Raw genomic sequence first — 14774 nt, forward strand, 5'->3', positions numbered from 1 at the left:
GCACGGCGGCCCCTCCGTCTCCTCCCCATCGCAGATGGGCAGGAGACCGCGAACCGGTGGAGGGGTCGAAGCAGGGAGCGCGTTTGGCGTCCGGCGCCCCCACCCCTGTCGCCATCCCGGCGCGCGCAGCAACCCCGGGATGACGACAGGGAGAGCGGAGCCCTGACCCTTCTCCCCCATCCTCCAACAGGCTATCTCCCACCCATGATCTCCGCCCCGCTTCCCGACGCCGGTTCGAACTGGGTGGACCGCCACGCGCCGGAAGGCCTCAAGCCGTGGCTCAAGCTCGGCCGCTTCGACCGGCCGGTTGGAATCTGGCTGCTGCTCCTCCCCGGCTGGCAGGGGATTGCGTTGGCGTTTGCTTCGAATCCCGACCTCTTCCCGACCCCGCCTCAAGCGGCCGAACACGCCCTCACCCTCGCCGTTCTCTTCGCCCTCGGCGCCGGGCTGATGCGCGCCGCCGGCTGCGCCTTCAACGACATCGTCGACCGCAAGATCGACCGGCAGGTCGCCCGCACCGCCTCCCGCCCCGTCGCCTCCGGCCGGATCAGCATCAGCCACGCCGGAATCTTCGTCGTCGTCTGCAGCTTCATCAGCCTGCAGATCCTGCTGGCCATGAATTGGACCACGGTGATGCTGGGGATCGGGTCGCTGGCCCTCGTCGCCGCCTATCCCTTCATGAAGCGCATCACCTGGTGGCCTCAGGCCTGGCTCGGCCTGACCTTCAACTGGGGCGCCCTGATGGGGTTCGCAGCCTTCACCAGCGCCTTTCCCTGGTCCGGCATGCCCGCCTTCTGGCGAACCGGCGTGTCGGTGTTTCACGCCCACGCCGGCCTGCCCGGCCATCTGACCCCCGCCGCCCTCCTGCTCTACCTCGGCGGCGTCTTCTGGACCCTCGGCTACGACACCATCTACGCCCTGCAGGACATCGAGGATGACGCCATGGTCGGGGTGAAGTCATCGGCCCGGCGGCTCGGCGCGAACGTGCCGCGCGGGGTCGCGATCTTCTACGGCCTCGCCGTCGCCTGCGCCGCCGCCGCCGGCTGGCTCGCCGGTCTCGGCCCCCTCTTCGGGGTCGGACTCGTCGCCTACGCCCTGCATCTCGCCTGGCAGGCCCGCCGCGTCCGGACCGACGATCCCGCCCTCGCCCTGCGCCTGTTCAAGTCCAACCGCGACGCCGGCCTGATTCTTCTGGCCGCCATCGGCCTCGGAGCCCTGACCCTGTGAACGCCTTCCCCCGCATCCTGATGGCCGCCGCATGGCTGCTGGCCGCGGCCTGCGCCTCTCCCCCGCAGGCCATCGCGCCGAACGACGCCCGACCCGTCGCCTACAAGCTGGAGGACGGCCGGATGACTACGGAACTCACGCTCGACCCTGCCCTGCGCGCCCACCCCGAACTGCGCGCCCGCCTCTACGGCGAGGGCATGGCCGCCATCCGCGAGTTCGAGGCGGCCGTCCGCGGAGCCCGCGCCGAAGCAGGCGGCGAGCTCGACTCCGACATGGACCTGAGCCTGCGCTGGGGCGCGCCGGTCGAAACCTCCCGGCTGGTCAGCGCCGACGGGCTCGTCTGGTCCTTCACCGGCGGGGCTCACGGCAACCCCGGCTACCACGCCATCCTCTGGGATCGTATCGGCCAGCGCCCGGTCGCCCCGGCCGAGCTGTTCCGCGCCGACGCTGACCAGACGAAGCTCGACCACGCCCTGTGCGACGCCATCAACGCCGCCAAGGCCGCGCGCGGCGGCGATCAGGCCTGGGACCCCGCCCCCTATCGCGGCGAACAGGGCGAGGGCCTCTGGTCCTGCCCGGCGGCGCTGGAAACGCCCTTCTCTCTCGCCCCCGGCGACACAACGGGCAAGGCCGGGGGTCTGGTCTTCCTGATCGGCCCCTACATCGTCGGCCCTTATGCCGAGGGCGTCTACACCGCGGTCGTGCCGGCCGCCGCCTTCTCCGCCCTGCTCTCGCCCGAATGGGCCGATCAGTTCGAGGGCGCGCCGTCGCCGGAATACCTTGACCGGCTTCGGGCCGAACACGCACCTTGACCGCGACGCCTCAGGAGACACGCATGACCTCGATCGCCAGGCCTCCCCTCGGACTGCTGCTCCTCACCGCAGCCCTCGCCGTGACCCTGTCGGCCTGCAACCGCGATCGCGAACCCGCCGCCCCGGCGCCGGCCGCGCCGGGAACCGCCGCGGTCGTCACCCCCGCGGACGCCGCCGCTCCCATGGAGTTCGAGAGCAAGACGCCTTACGCCGACGTCCGCCTGTCCCTGCCCGCCGGCATCAAGCCCCAGGGCGACCTGCACGCCCGCCTCTACGCCGAGGAGGTGCGCCGTCTGCGCCAGTTCACCGAGGGCGCCCAGGGCGAGTTGACAGAGGCCGGGGCCGAGACCGACCGGCCCAAATACCAGAAGACCATCACCATCACCGTCGCCGCCGAGACCGCCAAACTGCTCAGCCTGAAGCGCGTCGACTTCGACTATTCAGGCGGCGCCCACCCCAACACCCTCACCGACGGCCTGCTGTGGGACAAGGCGCTGAAGCGTCGGGTCGGTCTGGCCGATCTGTTCGGCAAGGGCGCGGACCTGACCGTCCTCGACCAGGCCCTGTGCTCGGCGATCAACACCGCCAAACGCGCCCGCGTGCCGGACGGCCCCGGCGTCACCCTGGACGGCAAGGACTTCTCCTGCCCCCGCGTCGCCGACACGCCCTTCGTGCTGACGGCGGGCGACGCGCCGGGAAAGGCGGCGGGCCTGACCTTCCTCATCGGTCCCTATCAGGTCGGCCCCTATGTCGAGGGCGGCTATGAGATCGCCATCCCCGCGACCGTCTTCCGCTCCCTGCTGGCCGTCGCCTACAGCGGCGAGTTCGGCGGTCGGCTGGCGAAGGCCGGGGACGTCACTCCGGCTCTCGCCCCGGTCCAGCAGCCCGCTCCGGCCTCTGCCGCTCAGGCCCCGTCTCCGGCCAGGAACTGATCAACGATCGCGGCGAACCGCTCGGGCTGATCGGCCATGATGAAGTGGCGGCTGTCGTCGACCCGGATCATGCGCACCCCCGGCAGGGTCGCATACTCCCGCCTCCACAGACCGTCGGCCATCGCCGCCGACGCCCCGCCGTCCGCATCGGACGCATAGACGGCCCAGACCGGCGTCGTCATCGCCGCCAGTCCCGGCCGCAGGTCCGTCGTCATCACGTCGCTGATCGCCGCGGCCATCGCCTGCCGGTCCGATGTCATCGACCAGTCGACCATGGCGGCGCGCGTCGCCGACGTCCGCGAATAGCCGACCGCCGCCCGATCCTGGCCGGCCCGGAAACCGGTCTCGTCCGCCGCGATGATCCCGGCGGCCGCCTGCTGCGCGAACGGCCGCGCGCTCTCGGCCGTGGCCGTGGGGCCGAACAGGGCTGAAAAGAACGGCAGGCTGTCGACGCTCATCACCCGGCCGACCCGTTCGGGATGCCGCTGCGCCAGCATGACCGCGCTCATCCCGCCCATCGAATGGCCGATAACCGCGGGCTGCCGCAGGCCGCTGTCGCGGACATAACGGGCCAGTTCCTCGACCGCCGGCTCGACAAAGGGTCCGTCGCCATGCGTCCACGGCTCGCCCGCGAACCCGGCCAGCTGGACCAGATGGACCCGATGCGTCGCCTTCAGCCGCTGGGCCTCGGCGCGCCAGACCTCGCGGGACGAGGCGAAACCCGGAATCAGGATTACGTCCGGTCCCGCCCCCACGACCTCGACCGACAGCCGGTCGGAGACGAAGGTTGACGCGCCCTGATGCGCCGCGCTCGTCGCGGCCTCGGCGCGAACGGCGAGCGCGACCGCTCCGGCCCCGAGAACGACGGCCGAGGCGATGGCGAAGGCGCGCAGCACCCGGCCGCCGCCATGTCGGGACATGAACATCATGGCTGTTCTCCTTGTAAGGTTATCCTGACAGCGTCAGGTGTGAGGATTGTCGAAAATCTCTTCCACCGGCCGCGCGAACAGCACGGCGATGCGGTAGGCCAGATCAAGCGACGGGTCGTGTTTCTCGGTCTCCAGCGCATTCACGGCCTGGCGCGAGACGCCCAGCGCCTGACCCAGCTGTTCCTGGGTCCAGCCGCGCTCGACGCGGAGCAGTTTCAGCCGGTTCCGCATCAGTTCGACGACTTGATGAAGGGCGCGACGACGCCCAGCGAGGCCCAGAACAGCGGATAGATCAGCCACCCTTCCGCATGCGGTGCATCCGCGAAGGATTCCGCGAACCCCCAGGCCGTGAACAGGGCCATGGAGATGCCGGCGGCGAGGATGAACTGCTTGGCCATGACGGCGCGCACGAACTCGTCGGAGTCCCGCATCACCGCCAGGGTGGCCCAGATCTGCCCGACGATCGGCGCTGTCACGGTCAGTGCCAGCCCCCAGGCGGCGGGCGTGCCCTGAATATCGTCCAGGGCGCCGAAGATGACGGCGACCATGATCGCGACATAGCCGCCCATGAAGGCCAGGGTCCGGATCACGTATCTGCGCTGCGCTGTGTTGGTCGGTCGTCCGATCGTGAGCATGGGCTCGACTCCTTGTGTCAGGTGAACCTGACATCAACATTCTGTCATGTCAACCTGACTTTTTGTCAGGATCGCATGACAGCCTCCACGCTTGGACTGGCGGCGCCGGGGGCGTATCCTGGGCCATGCCCGCAGCGCCACGCATCCGGCCCGCCGACCTGTTCAGTCCTGAGGACTGGGCGCCCTTCCAGTCGCGCCGCGCCTGGGTCGGCCCGTTGCTGGTCGCCCACTGCTGGGGCGTCATCGCGCTCGCGGTCGCCGCGGGCGTGATCTGGCCGATCCTGATCCCCCTCTGCGTCGCGGTGATCGGCGCCCGCCAGCTCGGTCTCGCCATACTGATGCATGAGGCCGCGCACGGAGGCCTGTCTTCGGATCGCCGCCTGAACGACTTCCTCGGTCACTGGTTGTGCGCCGTACCGGTCGGGGCGTCGCTGAACGCCTACCGGCCCTATCACCTGGCGCACCACAAATACGCCCAGCAGGCCGAAGACCCCGACCTGGTCCTGTCCGCCCCCTTCCCCGTCAGCCGCGCTTCGCTGCGCCGAAAGATCGTGCGCGATCTGACCGGCCAGACCTTCTTCAAACAGCGGGTCCTGTTGCCGCTGGCCGCCCTGCGCGGCCGCGCCGCCGGAACGGCGACCGACGACCACGCCTACGAGGCCATAGTCACCGGCCGCTCGATCGCGCCCTTCCTGCTGGTCAATGCAGCCCTGCTGGCGGTGGCTGTCGCCGCGGGCGTCTGGTGGGCCTTCTTCGCCCTGTGGCTGCTGCCCATGGCGACGTGGTTCCCCATGGTGACCCGCCTGCGGAACATCGCCGAACACGCCTGCGTCGAGGGCTCGGCGACCGACCCCTTCCGCGCCGCCCGCACCACCCGCGCCACCTGGTGGGAGCGGGCCCTCATCGCCCCCTACTGGGTCAATTTCCACGCCGAGCATCACCTGTTCATGCATGTGCCCTGCTGGAAGCTGCCGTCGCTGCACAAGGCCGTCCGCGCCCGGCCTCCGGGCGAGCGGATGGAGGTCGCCCAAGGGTATCTCTCGGTTCTCCGGGAAGCATCGGCCAAACCGGCGGCTTGACTCACTCATATCCCGGTAGTTATGAGTTCAATCAATAGCCACAGAGTTATGGGTTGATGTCCGAAACCGCTGCCGACATGCTGTTCAGATCGCTGGCGGATCCGACGCGCCGGGCCATTTTCGAGCGGCTCTGCCACGGCGGCGAGCAGACGGTCGGGGCGCTGACCGCCCTGTCCGGCGTGTCCCAGCCGGCGGTCTCGAAACATCTCGGGGTCCTGAAGCTGGCCGGACTGGTCAGCGATCGCCCGGCAGGCCGGCAGACCCATTACAGCGCCCGCCCCGGCGCCCTCGCCCCCCTGATCGACTGGACCACGCAGATGGCCGGCTTCTGGGAAGGGAAATTCGACGGCCTCGAAGATCTGCTGAAAAGGATGGACCAGTGAGCCACGTCTTGACCGAAACCCGCTCCGTCGTCGTTGAACGCGACTTCGCCTTCCCGCCCGAAAAGCTCTGGCGCGCCCTCACCCAGCCTCACCTGATCGAGGCCTGGCTGATGAAGAACGATTTCCAACCCGTGGTGGGCCACGGCTTCAAGCTGACCGGCGAATGGGGCGGCGTGCTGGACTGCGAGGTGCTGGCTGTCGAGCCGGAGAAGACCCTGTCCTACACTTGGGATTTCAAACACGACGATCCCGCCTATGGGCTGAAGAGCGTGGTGACCTTCACCCTCACCCCGACCGCGAAGGGAACGCATCTGCACATGGAGCAGGCCGGCTTCCGCCCGGATCAGAAACAGGCCTTCGGCGGCGCCCACGCTGGCTGGGGTCAGTTCTTCGGCAAGCTGGAACAGACCCTGGCGGAAATGGACGAAGCGCCGACCGCTTCGGCTTGATAGAGAGGAGGACCCCATGACCTGGAACACCTGGATCCGGCCGCTTCACCGCTGGACGTCGATCGTCTTCGTGGCCGTCGTTGCGGCCATTTTCATCGCCTTGGGAATCGGAAAGCAGCCCGCCGAATGGGTGTATTTCCTGCCGCTGTTCCCGCTCGCCCTGCTCGCCCTCACCGGCCTGTACATGTTCGTGCTGCCCTATGCCGTCAAAGCGCGCGGATCGGAGTGAAGGCGATGGCCGGGAAAACGGAGAAGACCCCGGAGCCTGTCCTCCTCTCGGGCGGCAATCCCCGGATCGCCAAGGGCTATGGCGACGCTCCGGTGAAGGCCTGGATCGCGGCCGCGCCGGGCTGGAAGAGCGAGGCCGGACGCCGCCTCGACGCCCTCATCGAGCGCACGGTCCCCGGCGTGAGAAAGGCCGTCAAATGGAACACGCCCATGTACGGCGTCGAGGAAGGAAGCTGGTTCGCCAGCTTCCACGCCTTCGACCGCTATCTGAAGGTGGCCTTCTTCCGCGGGGCGTCACTCGATCCCGCGCCGCCCGTCGGGTCGAAGCACAAGGACGTGCGCTATTTCCACATCCACGAGGACGAACCGGTCGACGAAGCCCAACTGGCCGACTGGATCAAACAGGCCAGCCGGCTGCCCGGCGAACGCATGTGAAGAGCGACAGTCATGGAGAAACCCATCCCCGGCCTGAATGAAGACGGCCTGTCCGCCGCGCAGAGGATCGATGCGAGGATCGCCGCCCTGGGCGACTGGCGCGGCGAAACCCTGGCCCGGATCCGGGCGCTCATCCATCAGGCCGACCCCGAAGTGGTCGAGACGGTGAAATGGGGGCGCGTCCCCGTGTTTGAACACGACGGCATCATCACCACCGCCGAGACCTACAAGACCGCCGTCAAGATGACCTTCGCCAGGGGGGCGTCGCTGGAGGACCCCCAAGGGCTGTTCAACTCCAGCCTCGAGGGCAACACCCGGCGCGCCATCGATTTCCATCAGGGCGGCCAGATCGACGAGGAGGCTCTGAAGGCGCTCATCCGCGCAGCTGTGGCTTTGAACACCTCGGCGCGCAGCGGGAAACGCCGACCCGGCGGCGCATGACCCGTATCGCGGACCCAGCCGCCTTCATCGCCGCCAACACCCGCCTGCAGCCGGTCCCGCATGCGCCGGAGATCTCGCTGTGGCTGGCGGACGAGATCACGCCGATCTGGCGATTGACCGAGGAGGAGCTGGGGAAACTGGGCCTGCCGCCGCCGTTCTGGGCCTTCGCCTGGGCGGGCGGTCAGGGGCTGGCCCGCTGGCTGCTGGACCATCCGGCCGAGGTCGCCGGCAAGCGGGTGCTGGACTTCGCGGCCGGCTCGGGTCTGGTCGGGATCGCGGCGATGAAGGCGGGCGCGGCCTCGGCCCTGTGCGCGGACATCGATCCCTTCTGCGGCGCGGCCGTGGCGCGCAACGCCGCCGCCAATGAGGTGACCCTGGACTTCACCGCCGCCGATCTGCTGGACGCCCCGCCGCCCGGGGTCGATCTGATCTGTGCGGGGGATGTCTTCTACGAACAGCCGATGTCGGGCCGGGTTCTGGATTGGCTGGGCCTCGCGGCAGCCCGCGGAACGCGCGTTCTCGTCGGCGACCCGCTGCGAACCTATTTCCCCAGGGGCGGCTTCGACCTGCTGGCCGAATACGCCGTTCCGACCACGCGCGAACTCGAGGATTCCGCGGTCAAACGCACCCGGGTCTGGGCCCTGCCCGCCGCGGATTGATCCCGCATCGTTGCAGCCACGCTTGGAGACGGGCCTGTTGGGGGCCATCTTCCCGGCATGAACGCCACCGGCCTGTTCGCCGTCCTCCTTATGCTCGCTGCGCCGGCGCCGGCGCCGGCGCAGGTTCCCCAGGTGCGTCCCGGCCTCTCGACGCCGGATCTGCACCGCTATCAGGCCGAGCAGCACCGCTACGAGATTGACCGTCTGCGCGCCCGGGCCGACCAGCGCGAGATGGACGCCCGTCTGCACGAGACGGAGGCCCGGCTGAACCGGCTCCGCATCGAGGCCGCGCGTCAGCCTGAGCCCGTCCTGCCGCCGCCGTACCGCGCCCTGCGCTCGCCGGAGGAGGAACGGGCGCTGCGCCTGTCGGCCGAGCAGCGCCGTCGCGCCACGGCGAACGGGGTCGGCCAGATCGACGCATGGCTGGATCGTCGGCCCTGACCAGGGTTTTCCCTGCATCCCTTCCCCTCCGTCCGCGTTCCGGCCTAGCTTGGATCAGGGACGGGAGACGAATATGCGGTGGCAGGGCGGACGGCGCGGCGGCAATATCGAGGATCGGCGCGGCATGGGCGGCGGCGCCATCGCCGGCGGTGGCATCGGCGCCCTGGTGCTGGCGGCCATCGGCTATTTCGTCTTCGGCATAGATCCTTCGACCACGACCCAGCTGGCCAGCCAATTCGGCGGCGTCGGTGCGGCTGAACAGGGCAAGATGGGCAGCCCCGAGGATCAGGCGGGCGCCTTCGTCGACGTGGTCGGCTCCAATGTCGACGACGTCTGGAAGACGAAGCTGCAGGGCTACCAACCGCCCACCGTCACCCTGTACGAACAGGGCACCTCCACCGGCTGCGGTTTCGGCCAGTCCGCCATGGGGCCGTTCTACTGCCCCAACGACCGCAAGGTTTACCTCGATCTGGGCTTCTGGAGGGACATGGAGACCCAGCTGGGCGCGTCCGGCGCGGATTTCGCCCGGGCCTATGTCATCGCCCACGAGTACGGCCACCACGTCCAGACCCTGACCGGCGCCTCGCAGCAGGTGCAGGAGGCCCAGCAGCGCGCCTCGGGTCAGGCGGAAGCCAACCGTTATTCGGTGGCTCTGGAGCTGCAGGCCGACTGCTACGCCGGGGTCTGGGCGGCCAACGCCGCCGCGGTTTCCAATGGCGAGGTCGCGGTGGACGCCGCCGATCTGGAAGCCGGCATGCAGACCGCCTCGGCCATCGGCGACGACACCCTGCAGCGCCGTCAGGGCGGACGCGTCCAGCCGGACGGCTTCACCCACGGCTCATCTGCCCAGCGGGTCGAATGGCTGAGGCGCGGCTATGAAACGGGCGACCCCGCCGCCTGCGACACCTTCGGGGCGCTCTAGCCGACTGTCAGATCGAGCGGCCGGGACACATGCAGCGTCCCGGCGCCCAGATCCATCGCCACGCGGCGGCCTGCGAACGCCTCCATGCCGACCAGCCCGCCCGGGAAGTTCGGCAGGGGCGGCTGGTCGAACACGCCGACCGGCACGCGCCGGTACAGGTGGTCGGCGAAGGTCACGGTGCGCGCCTCGACGATGGCCGTGCGGGCCGAGCCGCCCAGAACCAGATGCACGCCGCTGGTCCGGGGACGCCCGTCCAGCAGGCCGGCGCGGGCCGCGGTCTCGCGGTTCAGGCCGAGCAGGGAGGATGCGCCGGTGTCCACCACCGCCTCGATCAGCGTGCCCTCCACCGTGACCTCGGCCGTGAGGGCGCGGCCTGAGCGGCGCACGGGAGTCTCGGCCAGATCGGCCGGGCGCACGAAAGCCTCGCGCGCGACCAAGCGGCTGTGCCGTCGGGCCGGATCAAGCGCCAGAACCGCCTCGCCCAGCAAATCCTGCCCCAGGATCAGCGGCGTCCCCAGCCCCTGACGCGAGGCCAGCGGCCCCAGATCGAGGATCGCCGCCCTCAGGCCCTTCACCACCAGCCCGGCCAGTTCGACGTCCAGCGCCGTGCCCCGCCCCACCTGCGCGCCGCCGCCGACGCCATAGGCGACCAACGGCATATCGAACAACGACCGCCCCGTGTCAGGCAGTTCGGCGAACAGGGCGCGGTCGATGACGGAATACTGGGCCCCGCTGTCGATCAGGGCCACGACCTGCCGTCCGCCCAGCCGCACCGCCACGGTCGGGGCCGGACCTCGCCGCCCATAGGGCATCCAGGGCGTCGCGCCGCCTGCCGCGAAGGCCAGTTCCGGCTTCGGCCACAGCAGATGGTCGCGGGCCCACCAGGCGCCGCCGAGGACGGACGCCAGGGCAGCCGTGCGGATCAGAAGGGAGCGGCGGTTCATGGCCGATGAAGATGGCGTGCGGTCCGGGCGGACGCCAGCGGCGCCTTTGTCGCGGCGGTGGGAGACGGCCCGATCCGCGCCCCCCGACGCCGACCGGACCGCCACCGCGCGCCCATTCCCCCGAAGGACGCGGTGCAGGCGGGGAAGCACTCACCCGCCAGCTGGGCCGCATCTGGCCTCGGGATGTTGCCAGTGTCGATACGGTTCCCCGCCTGCGCGAAACGAAGGCCGGCTACCTGTGGCCGAAGGGAACCACCTTGTTTTCGCGGTCGTGGCCGATGTCGGCGGCGCCCAGATACGGGATCCCCGACCGTTGGCACCAGTAGCGGGCGATCTCCTCGGCCGTCAGACCGAAGTCCGGATCGTTCTCGACGATGTCCGAGACCCGCCCCATCCGGAGGCCCGCCACCCGCCGGATCGAGGCCTGGCCGGTCAGGTGGAACATCATCCGGTCGATCCGGTACATCGGCTCGGACACGTCCTCCAGCATCAGGACATGGCCGGTCAGGTCGGGCTCCAGCGCCGTGCCGACGAGGGCGTCGAGGATACTGAGGTTGAAGGCGACGGCCGGCCGCGAGTCCTCCGCCAGCGACGGCTCCCATGACGCCGGGTCGCCCGACTTCAACCAGTTGATCGCTCGCCATGCGGTCGCGTCGTTGCGCACCGCGTCCGAGGCCATCGGGCCGTGCGCCACATGCGGAAAGCCGGCCTTGTACAGCAGGGCCAGAATGCTGCCGGCGTCCGAATAGCCGAGATACCGCTTCTTGCGCGCCGCCGGCTCCAGCCGCGGCAGCACCGCCTCGGCGATCCGGCACGAGCCATAGCCGCCGCGCGCGAACCAGACCGCGTCCAGCCGCGGATCATTGGCGTATTCTACGAAGGCCGAGGCCCGGCTGGCGTCGTCGCCCCCAAAATGACCGTGCTTGCCGAAGCTGGCGGGGTGGAAGACCACCTTGACCGAGCCGTCGGGGATGTTGGCGGCGAACCATGCCTCGACGGCCTCGGCGCGCGCCCGATTGAAGCGCGAACTGGCGTTGACGATGCCGATCTTCATGGACGTGTCTGGCCTCAGGCGTCGCCCGTGCTAGTCAGGCCGCCGGACATTCCCCGGTTTCGCCCTCATGAATCAAGACGACTATTTCTTCTGCGGCATCGGCGGGTCCGGAATGCTGCCTCTGGCGCTGATCGTGCAGGCCCAGATCCGGGAAAAAGGGGGCGGACGGATCGAGGGCTCGGACCGATCCCGCGATCAGGGCCGGACGCCGGAGAAATTCGCCTGGCTGGAAGCGCATGGCGTGGCCCTGCATCCGCAGGACGGATCGGGCGTCACCCGTTCGGGCCAGACTGTCGTCGCCACCGGCGCGATCGAGGACACCGTGCCCGACATCGGCGCGGCCCGGCGCGCCGGGGCCCGCATCGTCACCCGCCCGGAGCTGCTGTCCCAGCTGTTCAACGCCGCCCCCGTCTCCATCGGCGTGGCGGGCACCAGCGGCAAGTCGACCATCACCGGCATGATCGCCTGGATCCTGCATCAGGCGGGCCGCCAGCCCACGGTCATGAACGGCGCGGTGATGAGGAATTTCGCCGACGCCGACCACCCCTTCGCCAGCGCCCTGATCGGCGGCCCGGAGCTGTTCGTGTCGGAAGTGGACGAGTCCGACGGCTCCATCGCCCGCTATGATCCGACCGTGGCCGTGGTCTCCAACATCTCGCTGGACCACAAGTCGATGGAGGAGCTGCGCGACCTGTTCGGCGGCTTCACCGGCCGCGCGGCCAAGGCCGTGCTGAACCTCGACAATGTCGAGACCCAGGCGCTGGCCCAGTCCCTGCCGGCGGACAAGGTCATCACCTTCGCGCTCGGCGAGGAGTCCGCCACCCTCAACGCCCACGACCTGGAGCCCCTGCCGACGGGGATGCGCTTCAATCTGACCGAATTGGGCGGCGAACCCCTGCCCGTGGTCCTCAACGTCCCCGGGGCCCACAATGTCGCCAACGCCCTCGCCGCCCTCGGCGCCGTCCGGGCCGTGGGCGTGCCGCTGGAGGAGGCGGTCGCATCGCTGGAGATCTTCGCCGGCATTCGCCGCCGCCTGGAGGTGGTCGGGACGGCAGGCGGCGTCACCGTCATCGACGACTTCGCCCACAATCCCGACAAGATCGCCGCCACCCTGAAGACGCTGCACGCCTTCGACGGCCGGCTGCTGATCCTGTTCCAGCCGCACGGATTCGGTCCGCTGCGACTGATGAAGGACGAGTTCATCGACGGCTTCGCGGGCCTGATGCGCGAGGACGACGTCCTGCTGATGCCCGAGCCCGTCTATTACGGCGGCACCACCGACCGCAGCGTGGGCAGCGAGGACATCGCCTCCGGCGTCCGCGCCGCGGGCCGCGCCGCGGAGGCCCTGCCGACCCGCGAGGCCTGCGGCGACCGGATGGTGGGGCTGGCCCAACCCGGCGACCGCATCATCGTCATGGGCGCCCGCGACGACACCCTGTCGACCTTCGCGGCGGAGCTTCTCACCCGCTTGGGTCATCCGCTTACAGATTGATTTTCAAGACAATCTCGCAAAACATTCACGTACGGCAAAGCTCGCGTTAAGGGGCGCCCCCTATCCATCCCGCTCCAGACAGGAGTTGCGTATGGCCCGGATAGGAGACTTCGCGAGCGCCCCGGATCCCATAGGTCCGGACACGCCCGGCGCCGACGTCTTCGACCGTTTCCAGCGCGAGCCCGACACCCTGGTCCTCGCCGTCGTCGACGCCGGGCGACGTCCTGTCGGTCTGATCGAGCGCAACGCCTTCACCCTGCGGATGGCCGCCGAGTTCGGTCGCGCCCTGTACGCCAAACGCCCCGCGGCGACCTTCATGGACGCCGCCCCGCGCGTGCTGGACGCCGACGAGGACGCCGAAATCCTGTTCCAGAGCATGGACGCCGCCAATCTGGGCGCCCTGCTGAACGGCTTCGTCGTCACCTCGGGGGGCCGCTATGTCGGCGTCGGCGCCGGCGTGCATGTGCTCCAGGCCGGCAGCGCCATCCACCGCCGCCGCGCCGAGGAAATGGGCGCCCTGATCCGCGACCTCGCCCGCGCCGAGGCCGAGGCCCGCGCCTCCAGCCGGGCCAAGTCCGAATTCCTTGCGGTCATGAGCCACGAGATCCGCACTCCGCTGAACGGGGTGCTGGGCGTCGCCGCCCTGATGGAGCGCGAGCTGACCCAGAAGGCGATGAAACCCTATGTCCGCACCATCCTGGACTCGGGCCAGAACCTGCTGCGGCTGCTGACCGACGCGCTCGACATGTCCCGCGCCGAGGCCGGGCAGATGGGCCTCGAGGCCGCGCCCGTTCATCTGGACACGGTCGCCGCCGACCTCCTGGCCCTGTGGGCGCCCCGCGCCCAGGAGAAGGCGCTGAAACTGACCGTCGTCCACGACACCGACGGGCCCGACTGGGTTCTGGGCGACGAAATGCGGCTGAAGCAGCTGTTCAACAATCTGATCGGCAATGCGCTGAAATTCACCCCCGCGGGAGAGGTCTCGGTCCGGATCGACAGCCGCTGGCGGAATGGAGCGGTCGTCATCACCGGCGTCGTCGACGACAGCGGCCCGGGCATAGCCGAAGACGTCGCGGGCGCCATCTTCCAGCCGTTCAACACGGGCCGCGCGGGCCGCGAGGGCGCCGGGGCCGGGCTGGGCCTGGCGATCTGCCGGCAACTGGCCGAACGGATGGACGGCGCGATCAGCGTCGGAGAATCCCCCCTCGGCGGCGCCAGATTCCTGTTCACCCTGAGCCTGCCCGGCGCGGGCGCCGAGGTGCTGGCCGCGGCGGAGAAGATGGCGGAGCCCACCCCGCACGAGACCCTTCACGTCCTCGTGGTCGACGACAATGCGACCAACCGGTTCGTCGCGGGCAAGGTGCTGGAGCTGTTCGGCTGCACCTTCGACACCGCCGAAAACGGCCTTGAGGCGGTCCGCAGGGTTCAGGCGCGGCCCTTCGACCTTGTGCTGATGGACATCAAGATGCCGGTCATGGACGGCGTCGAGGCGACCCGGGCGATCCGGGCCCTGTCGGGGCCCGTCGGCCGCATCCCGATCCTGGCCCTGACCGCCAACGCCGATCCCCGGGACGAGATCGAATACATCGCCGCCGGCATGGACGGGGTGTCGCAAAAGCCGATCGAGCCTGACGCCCTCCTGAACGCTATCCGCACGGTGTTCAGCGACATCGCGGCGCGGGCCCCGGCGGCGCAAGCCGCTTGAACCCGGA

Annotated in this window: 19 protein-coding genes; 14 read left to right on the forward strand and 5 right to left on the reverse strand. The window is 69.7% G+C overall.

Going from position 1 to position 14774, the window contains the following annotated elements; genetic code table 11:
* The first annotated feature begins 204 nt into the window (after nucleotides 1-204).
* From BrevBR_RS05250 to BrevBR_RS05260, 3 genes are read left to right on the forward strand one after another with little or no spacing between them, the layout of a single operon-like run.
* Nucleotides 205-1227, forward strand: a complete 1023-nt coding sequence (locus BrevBR_RS05250; RefSeq protein ID WP_340000193.1) for a UbiA family prenyltransferase — start codon at nucleotides 205-207, stop codon at nucleotides 1225-1227.
* The gene (locus BrevBR_RS05255; protein WP_340000194.1) at nucleotides 1224-2039 is read left to right on the forward strand and encodes an RsiV family protein; all 816 of its coding nucleotides are present in this window, start codon (nucleotides 1224-1226) and stop codon (nucleotides 2037-2039) included. Before BrevBR_RS05250 ends, BrevBR_RS05255 begins: the two co-directional genes overlap by 4 nt.
* A gap of 23 nt (nucleotides 2040-2062) precedes the next feature.
* Nucleotides 2063-2971, forward strand: coding sequence for a DUF3298 and DUF4163 domain-containing protein (locus BrevBR_RS05260; protein ID WP_332639722.1), 909 nt, complete (start codon nucleotides 2063-2065; stop codon nucleotides 2969-2971).
* Here the strand turns inward: BrevBR_RS05260 and BrevBR_RS05265 are convergent.
* The 3 genes from BrevBR_RS05265 to BrevBR_RS05275 are packed head-to-tail and all read right to left on the reverse strand — an operon-like array spanning nucleotide 2944 to nucleotide 4535.
* Entirely contained in the window at nucleotides 2944-3900 is a 957-nt protein-coding gene (locus BrevBR_RS05265; RefSeq protein ID WP_340000195.1) for an alpha/beta fold hydrolase, read from the reverse strand. The two genes, BrevBR_RS05260 and BrevBR_RS05265, sit on opposite strands and share 28 nt — an antisense overlap.
* Nucleotides 3901-3933: 33 nt before the next feature.
* Nucleotides 3934-4131 (reverse strand): helix-turn-helix transcriptional regulator, encoded by a 198-nt coding sequence (locus tag BrevBR_RS05270; protein ID WP_332639724.1) that lies wholly within the window; start codon nucleotides 4129-4131, stop codon nucleotides 3934-3936.
* Nucleotides 4131-4535 (reverse strand): hypothetical protein, encoded by a 405-nt coding sequence (locus BrevBR_RS05275; RefSeq protein ID WP_340000196.1) that lies wholly within the window; start codon nucleotides 4533-4535, stop codon nucleotides 4131-4133. Before BrevBR_RS05275 ends, BrevBR_RS05270 begins: the two co-directional genes overlap by 1 nt.
* 125 nt (nucleotides 4536-4660) lie before the next feature.
* Between BrevBR_RS05275 and BrevBR_RS05280 the strand changes: the two genes are divergently transcribed.
* The 9 genes from BrevBR_RS05280 to ypfJ all read left to right on the forward strand — a co-directional run bounded on the left by BrevBR_RS05280 (nucleotide 4661) and on the right by ypfJ (nucleotide 9572).
* Nucleotides 4661-5614, forward strand: coding sequence for a fatty acid desaturase family protein (locus BrevBR_RS05280; RefSeq protein WP_340000197.1), 954 nt, complete (start codon nucleotides 4661-4663; stop codon nucleotides 5612-5614).
* Nucleotides 5615-5670: 56 nt separating this feature from the next.
* Complete coding sequence (locus BrevBR_RS05285; RefSeq protein WP_340000198.1) at nucleotides 5671-5997, forward strand: ArsR/SmtB family transcription factor; 327 nt, start codon at nucleotides 5671-5673, stop codon at nucleotides 5995-5997.
* Complete coding sequence (locus BrevBR_RS05290) at nucleotides 5994-6446, forward strand: SRPBCC family protein (protein ID WP_340000199.1); 453 nt, start codon at nucleotides 5994-5996, stop codon at nucleotides 6444-6446. The genes BrevBR_RS05285 and BrevBR_RS05290 overlap by 4 nt, the downstream gene beginning before the upstream one ends.
* A 16-nt stretch (nucleotides 6447-6462) precedes the next feature.
* On the forward strand, nucleotides 6463-6675 hold the full coding sequence (locus tag BrevBR_RS05295) for a hypothetical protein (RefSeq protein ID WP_332639729.1): 213 nt from the start codon (nucleotides 6463-6465) through the stop codon (nucleotides 6673-6675).
* 5 nt (nucleotides 6676-6680) lie between these two features.
* Nucleotides 6681-7109 (forward strand): DUF1801 domain-containing protein, encoded by a 429-nt coding sequence (locus tag BrevBR_RS05300; RefSeq protein ID WP_340000200.1) that lies wholly within the window; start codon nucleotides 6681-6683, stop codon nucleotides 7107-7109.
* 12 nt (nucleotides 7110-7121) lie between these two features.
* Nucleotides 7122-7550: a DUF1801 domain-containing protein gene (locus BrevBR_RS05305; RefSeq protein WP_332639731.1), complete on the forward strand. Its 429-nt coding sequence runs from the start codon at nucleotides 7122-7124 to the stop codon at nucleotides 7548-7550.
* On the forward strand, nucleotides 7547-8209 hold the full coding sequence (locus BrevBR_RS05310; protein WP_340000201.1) for a class I SAM-dependent methyltransferase: 663 nt from the start codon (nucleotides 7547-7549) through the stop codon (nucleotides 8207-8209). Before BrevBR_RS05305 ends, BrevBR_RS05310 begins: the two co-directional genes overlap by 4 nt.
* 57 nt (nucleotides 8210-8266) lie before the next feature.
* Entirely contained in the window at nucleotides 8267-8650 is a 384-nt protein-coding gene (locus BrevBR_RS05315) for a hypothetical protein (protein WP_340000202.1), read from the forward strand.
* A 73-nt stretch (nucleotides 8651-8723) separates the two neighbouring features.
* Nucleotides 8724-9572, forward strand: a complete 849-nt coding sequence (gene ypfJ / locus BrevBR_RS05320; protein WP_340000203.1) for a KPN_02809 family neutral zinc metallopeptidase — start codon at nucleotides 8724-8726, stop codon at nucleotides 9570-9572.
* Here the strand turns inward: ypfJ and BrevBR_RS05325 are convergent.
* Together BrevBR_RS05325 and BrevBR_RS05330 are read right to left on the reverse strand one after the other, a co-directional pair.
* Nucleotides 9569-10516, reverse strand: coding sequence for an aspartyl protease family protein (locus BrevBR_RS05325; RefSeq protein ID WP_332639735.1), 948 nt, complete (start codon nucleotides 10514-10516; stop codon nucleotides 9569-9571). The genes ypfJ and BrevBR_RS05325 overlap by 4 nt on opposite strands.
* Before the next feature lie 232 nt (nucleotides 10517-10748).
* Nucleotides 10749-11570, reverse strand: coding sequence for an LD-carboxypeptidase (locus BrevBR_RS05330; protein ID WP_332639736.1), 822 nt, complete (start codon nucleotides 11568-11570; stop codon nucleotides 10749-10751).
* Nucleotides 11571-11637: 67 nt separating this feature from the next.
* Here BrevBR_RS05330 and BrevBR_RS05335 point away from each other — a divergent pair, with 67 nt between their 5' ends.
* Both BrevBR_RS05335 and BrevBR_RS05340 read left to right on the forward strand, forming a co-directional pair.
* Complete coding sequence (locus BrevBR_RS05335; protein ID WP_340000204.1) at nucleotides 11638-13062, forward strand: UDP-N-acetylmuramate--L-alanine ligase; 1425 nt, start codon at nucleotides 11638-11640, stop codon at nucleotides 13060-13062.
* A 91-nt stretch (nucleotides 13063-13153) separates the two neighbouring features.
* Entirely contained in the window at nucleotides 13154-14767 is a 1614-nt protein-coding gene (locus BrevBR_RS05340; RefSeq protein ID WP_340000205.1) for an ATP-binding protein, read from the forward strand.
* The last annotated feature ends 7 nt before the right edge of the window (nucleotides 14768-14774 follow it).

It is taken from the genome of Brevundimonas sp. BR2-1 (assembly GCF_037626195.1).
Classification (GTDB): domain Bacteria; phylum Pseudomonadota; class Alphaproteobacteria; order Caulobacterales; family Caulobacteraceae; genus Brevundimonas.

Excerpts from the sequence above, each read along its gene's own strand:
- BrevBR_RS05305 (WP_332639731.1), top strand. The coding sequence starts at position 7,122 with ATGGAGAAACCCATCCCCGGCCTGAATGAAGACGGCCTGTCCGCCGCG.
- BrevBR_RS05275 (WP_340000196.1), bottom strand. The coding sequence starts at position 4,535 with ATGCTCACGATCGGACGACCGACCAACACAGCGCAGCGCAGATACGTG.
- BrevBR_RS05280 (WP_340000197.1), top strand. The coding sequence starts at position 4,661 with ATGCCCGCAGCGCCACGCATCCGGCCCGCCGACCTGTTCAGTCCTGAG.
- BrevBR_RS05300 (WP_340000200.1), top strand. The coding sequence starts at position 6,681 with ATGGCCGGGAAAACGGAGAAGACCCCGGAGCCTGTCCTCCTCTCGGGC.
- BrevBR_RS05335 (WP_340000204.1), top strand. The coding sequence starts at position 11,638 with ATGAATCAAGACGACTATTTCTTCTGCGGCATCGGCGGGTCCGGAATG.
- BrevBR_RS05265 (WP_340000195.1), bottom strand. The coding sequence starts at position 3,900 with ATGATGTTCATGTCCCGACATGGCGGCGGCCGGGTGCTGCGCGCCTTC.
- BrevBR_RS05250 (WP_340000193.1), top strand. The coding sequence starts at position 205 with ATGATCTCCGCCCCGCTTCCCGACGCCGGTTCGAACTGGGTGGACCGC.
- BrevBR_RS05340 (WP_340000205.1), top strand. The coding sequence starts at position 13,154 with ATGGCCCGGATAGGAGACTTCGCGAGCGCCCCGGATCCCATAGGTCCG.
- BrevBR_RS05330 (WP_332639736.1), bottom strand. The coding sequence starts at position 11,570 with ATGAAGATCGGCATCGTCAACGCCAGTTCGCGCTTCAATCGGGCGCGC.
- ypfJ (WP_340000203.1), top strand. The coding sequence starts at position 8,724 with ATGCGGTGGCAGGGCGGACGGCGCGGCGGCAATATCGAGGATCGGCGC.
- BrevBR_RS05310 (WP_340000201.1), top strand. The coding sequence starts at position 7,547 with ATGACCCGTATCGCGGACCCAGCCGCCTTCATCGCCGCCAACACCCGC.
- BrevBR_RS05270 (WP_332639724.1), bottom strand. The coding sequence starts at position 4,131 with ATGCGGAACCGGCTGAAACTGCTCCGCGTCGAGCGCGGCTGGACCCAG.
- BrevBR_RS05260 (WP_332639722.1), top strand. The coding sequence starts at position 2,063 with ATGACCTCGATCGCCAGGCCTCCCCTCGGACTGCTGCTCCTCACCGCA.
- BrevBR_RS05325 (WP_332639735.1), bottom strand. The coding sequence starts at position 10,516 with ATGAACCGCCGCTCCCTTCTGATCCGCACGGCTGCCCTGGCGTCCGTC.
- BrevBR_RS05285 (WP_340000198.1), top strand. The coding sequence starts at position 5,671 with ATGTCCGAAACCGCTGCCGACATGCTGTTCAGATCGCTGGCGGATCCG.
- BrevBR_RS05315 (WP_340000202.1), top strand. The coding sequence starts at position 8,267 with ATGAACGCCACCGGCCTGTTCGCCGTCCTCCTTATGCTCGCTGCGCCG.
- BrevBR_RS05295 (WP_332639729.1), top strand. The coding sequence starts at position 6,463 with ATGACCTGGAACACCTGGATCCGGCCGCTTCACCGCTGGACGTCGATC.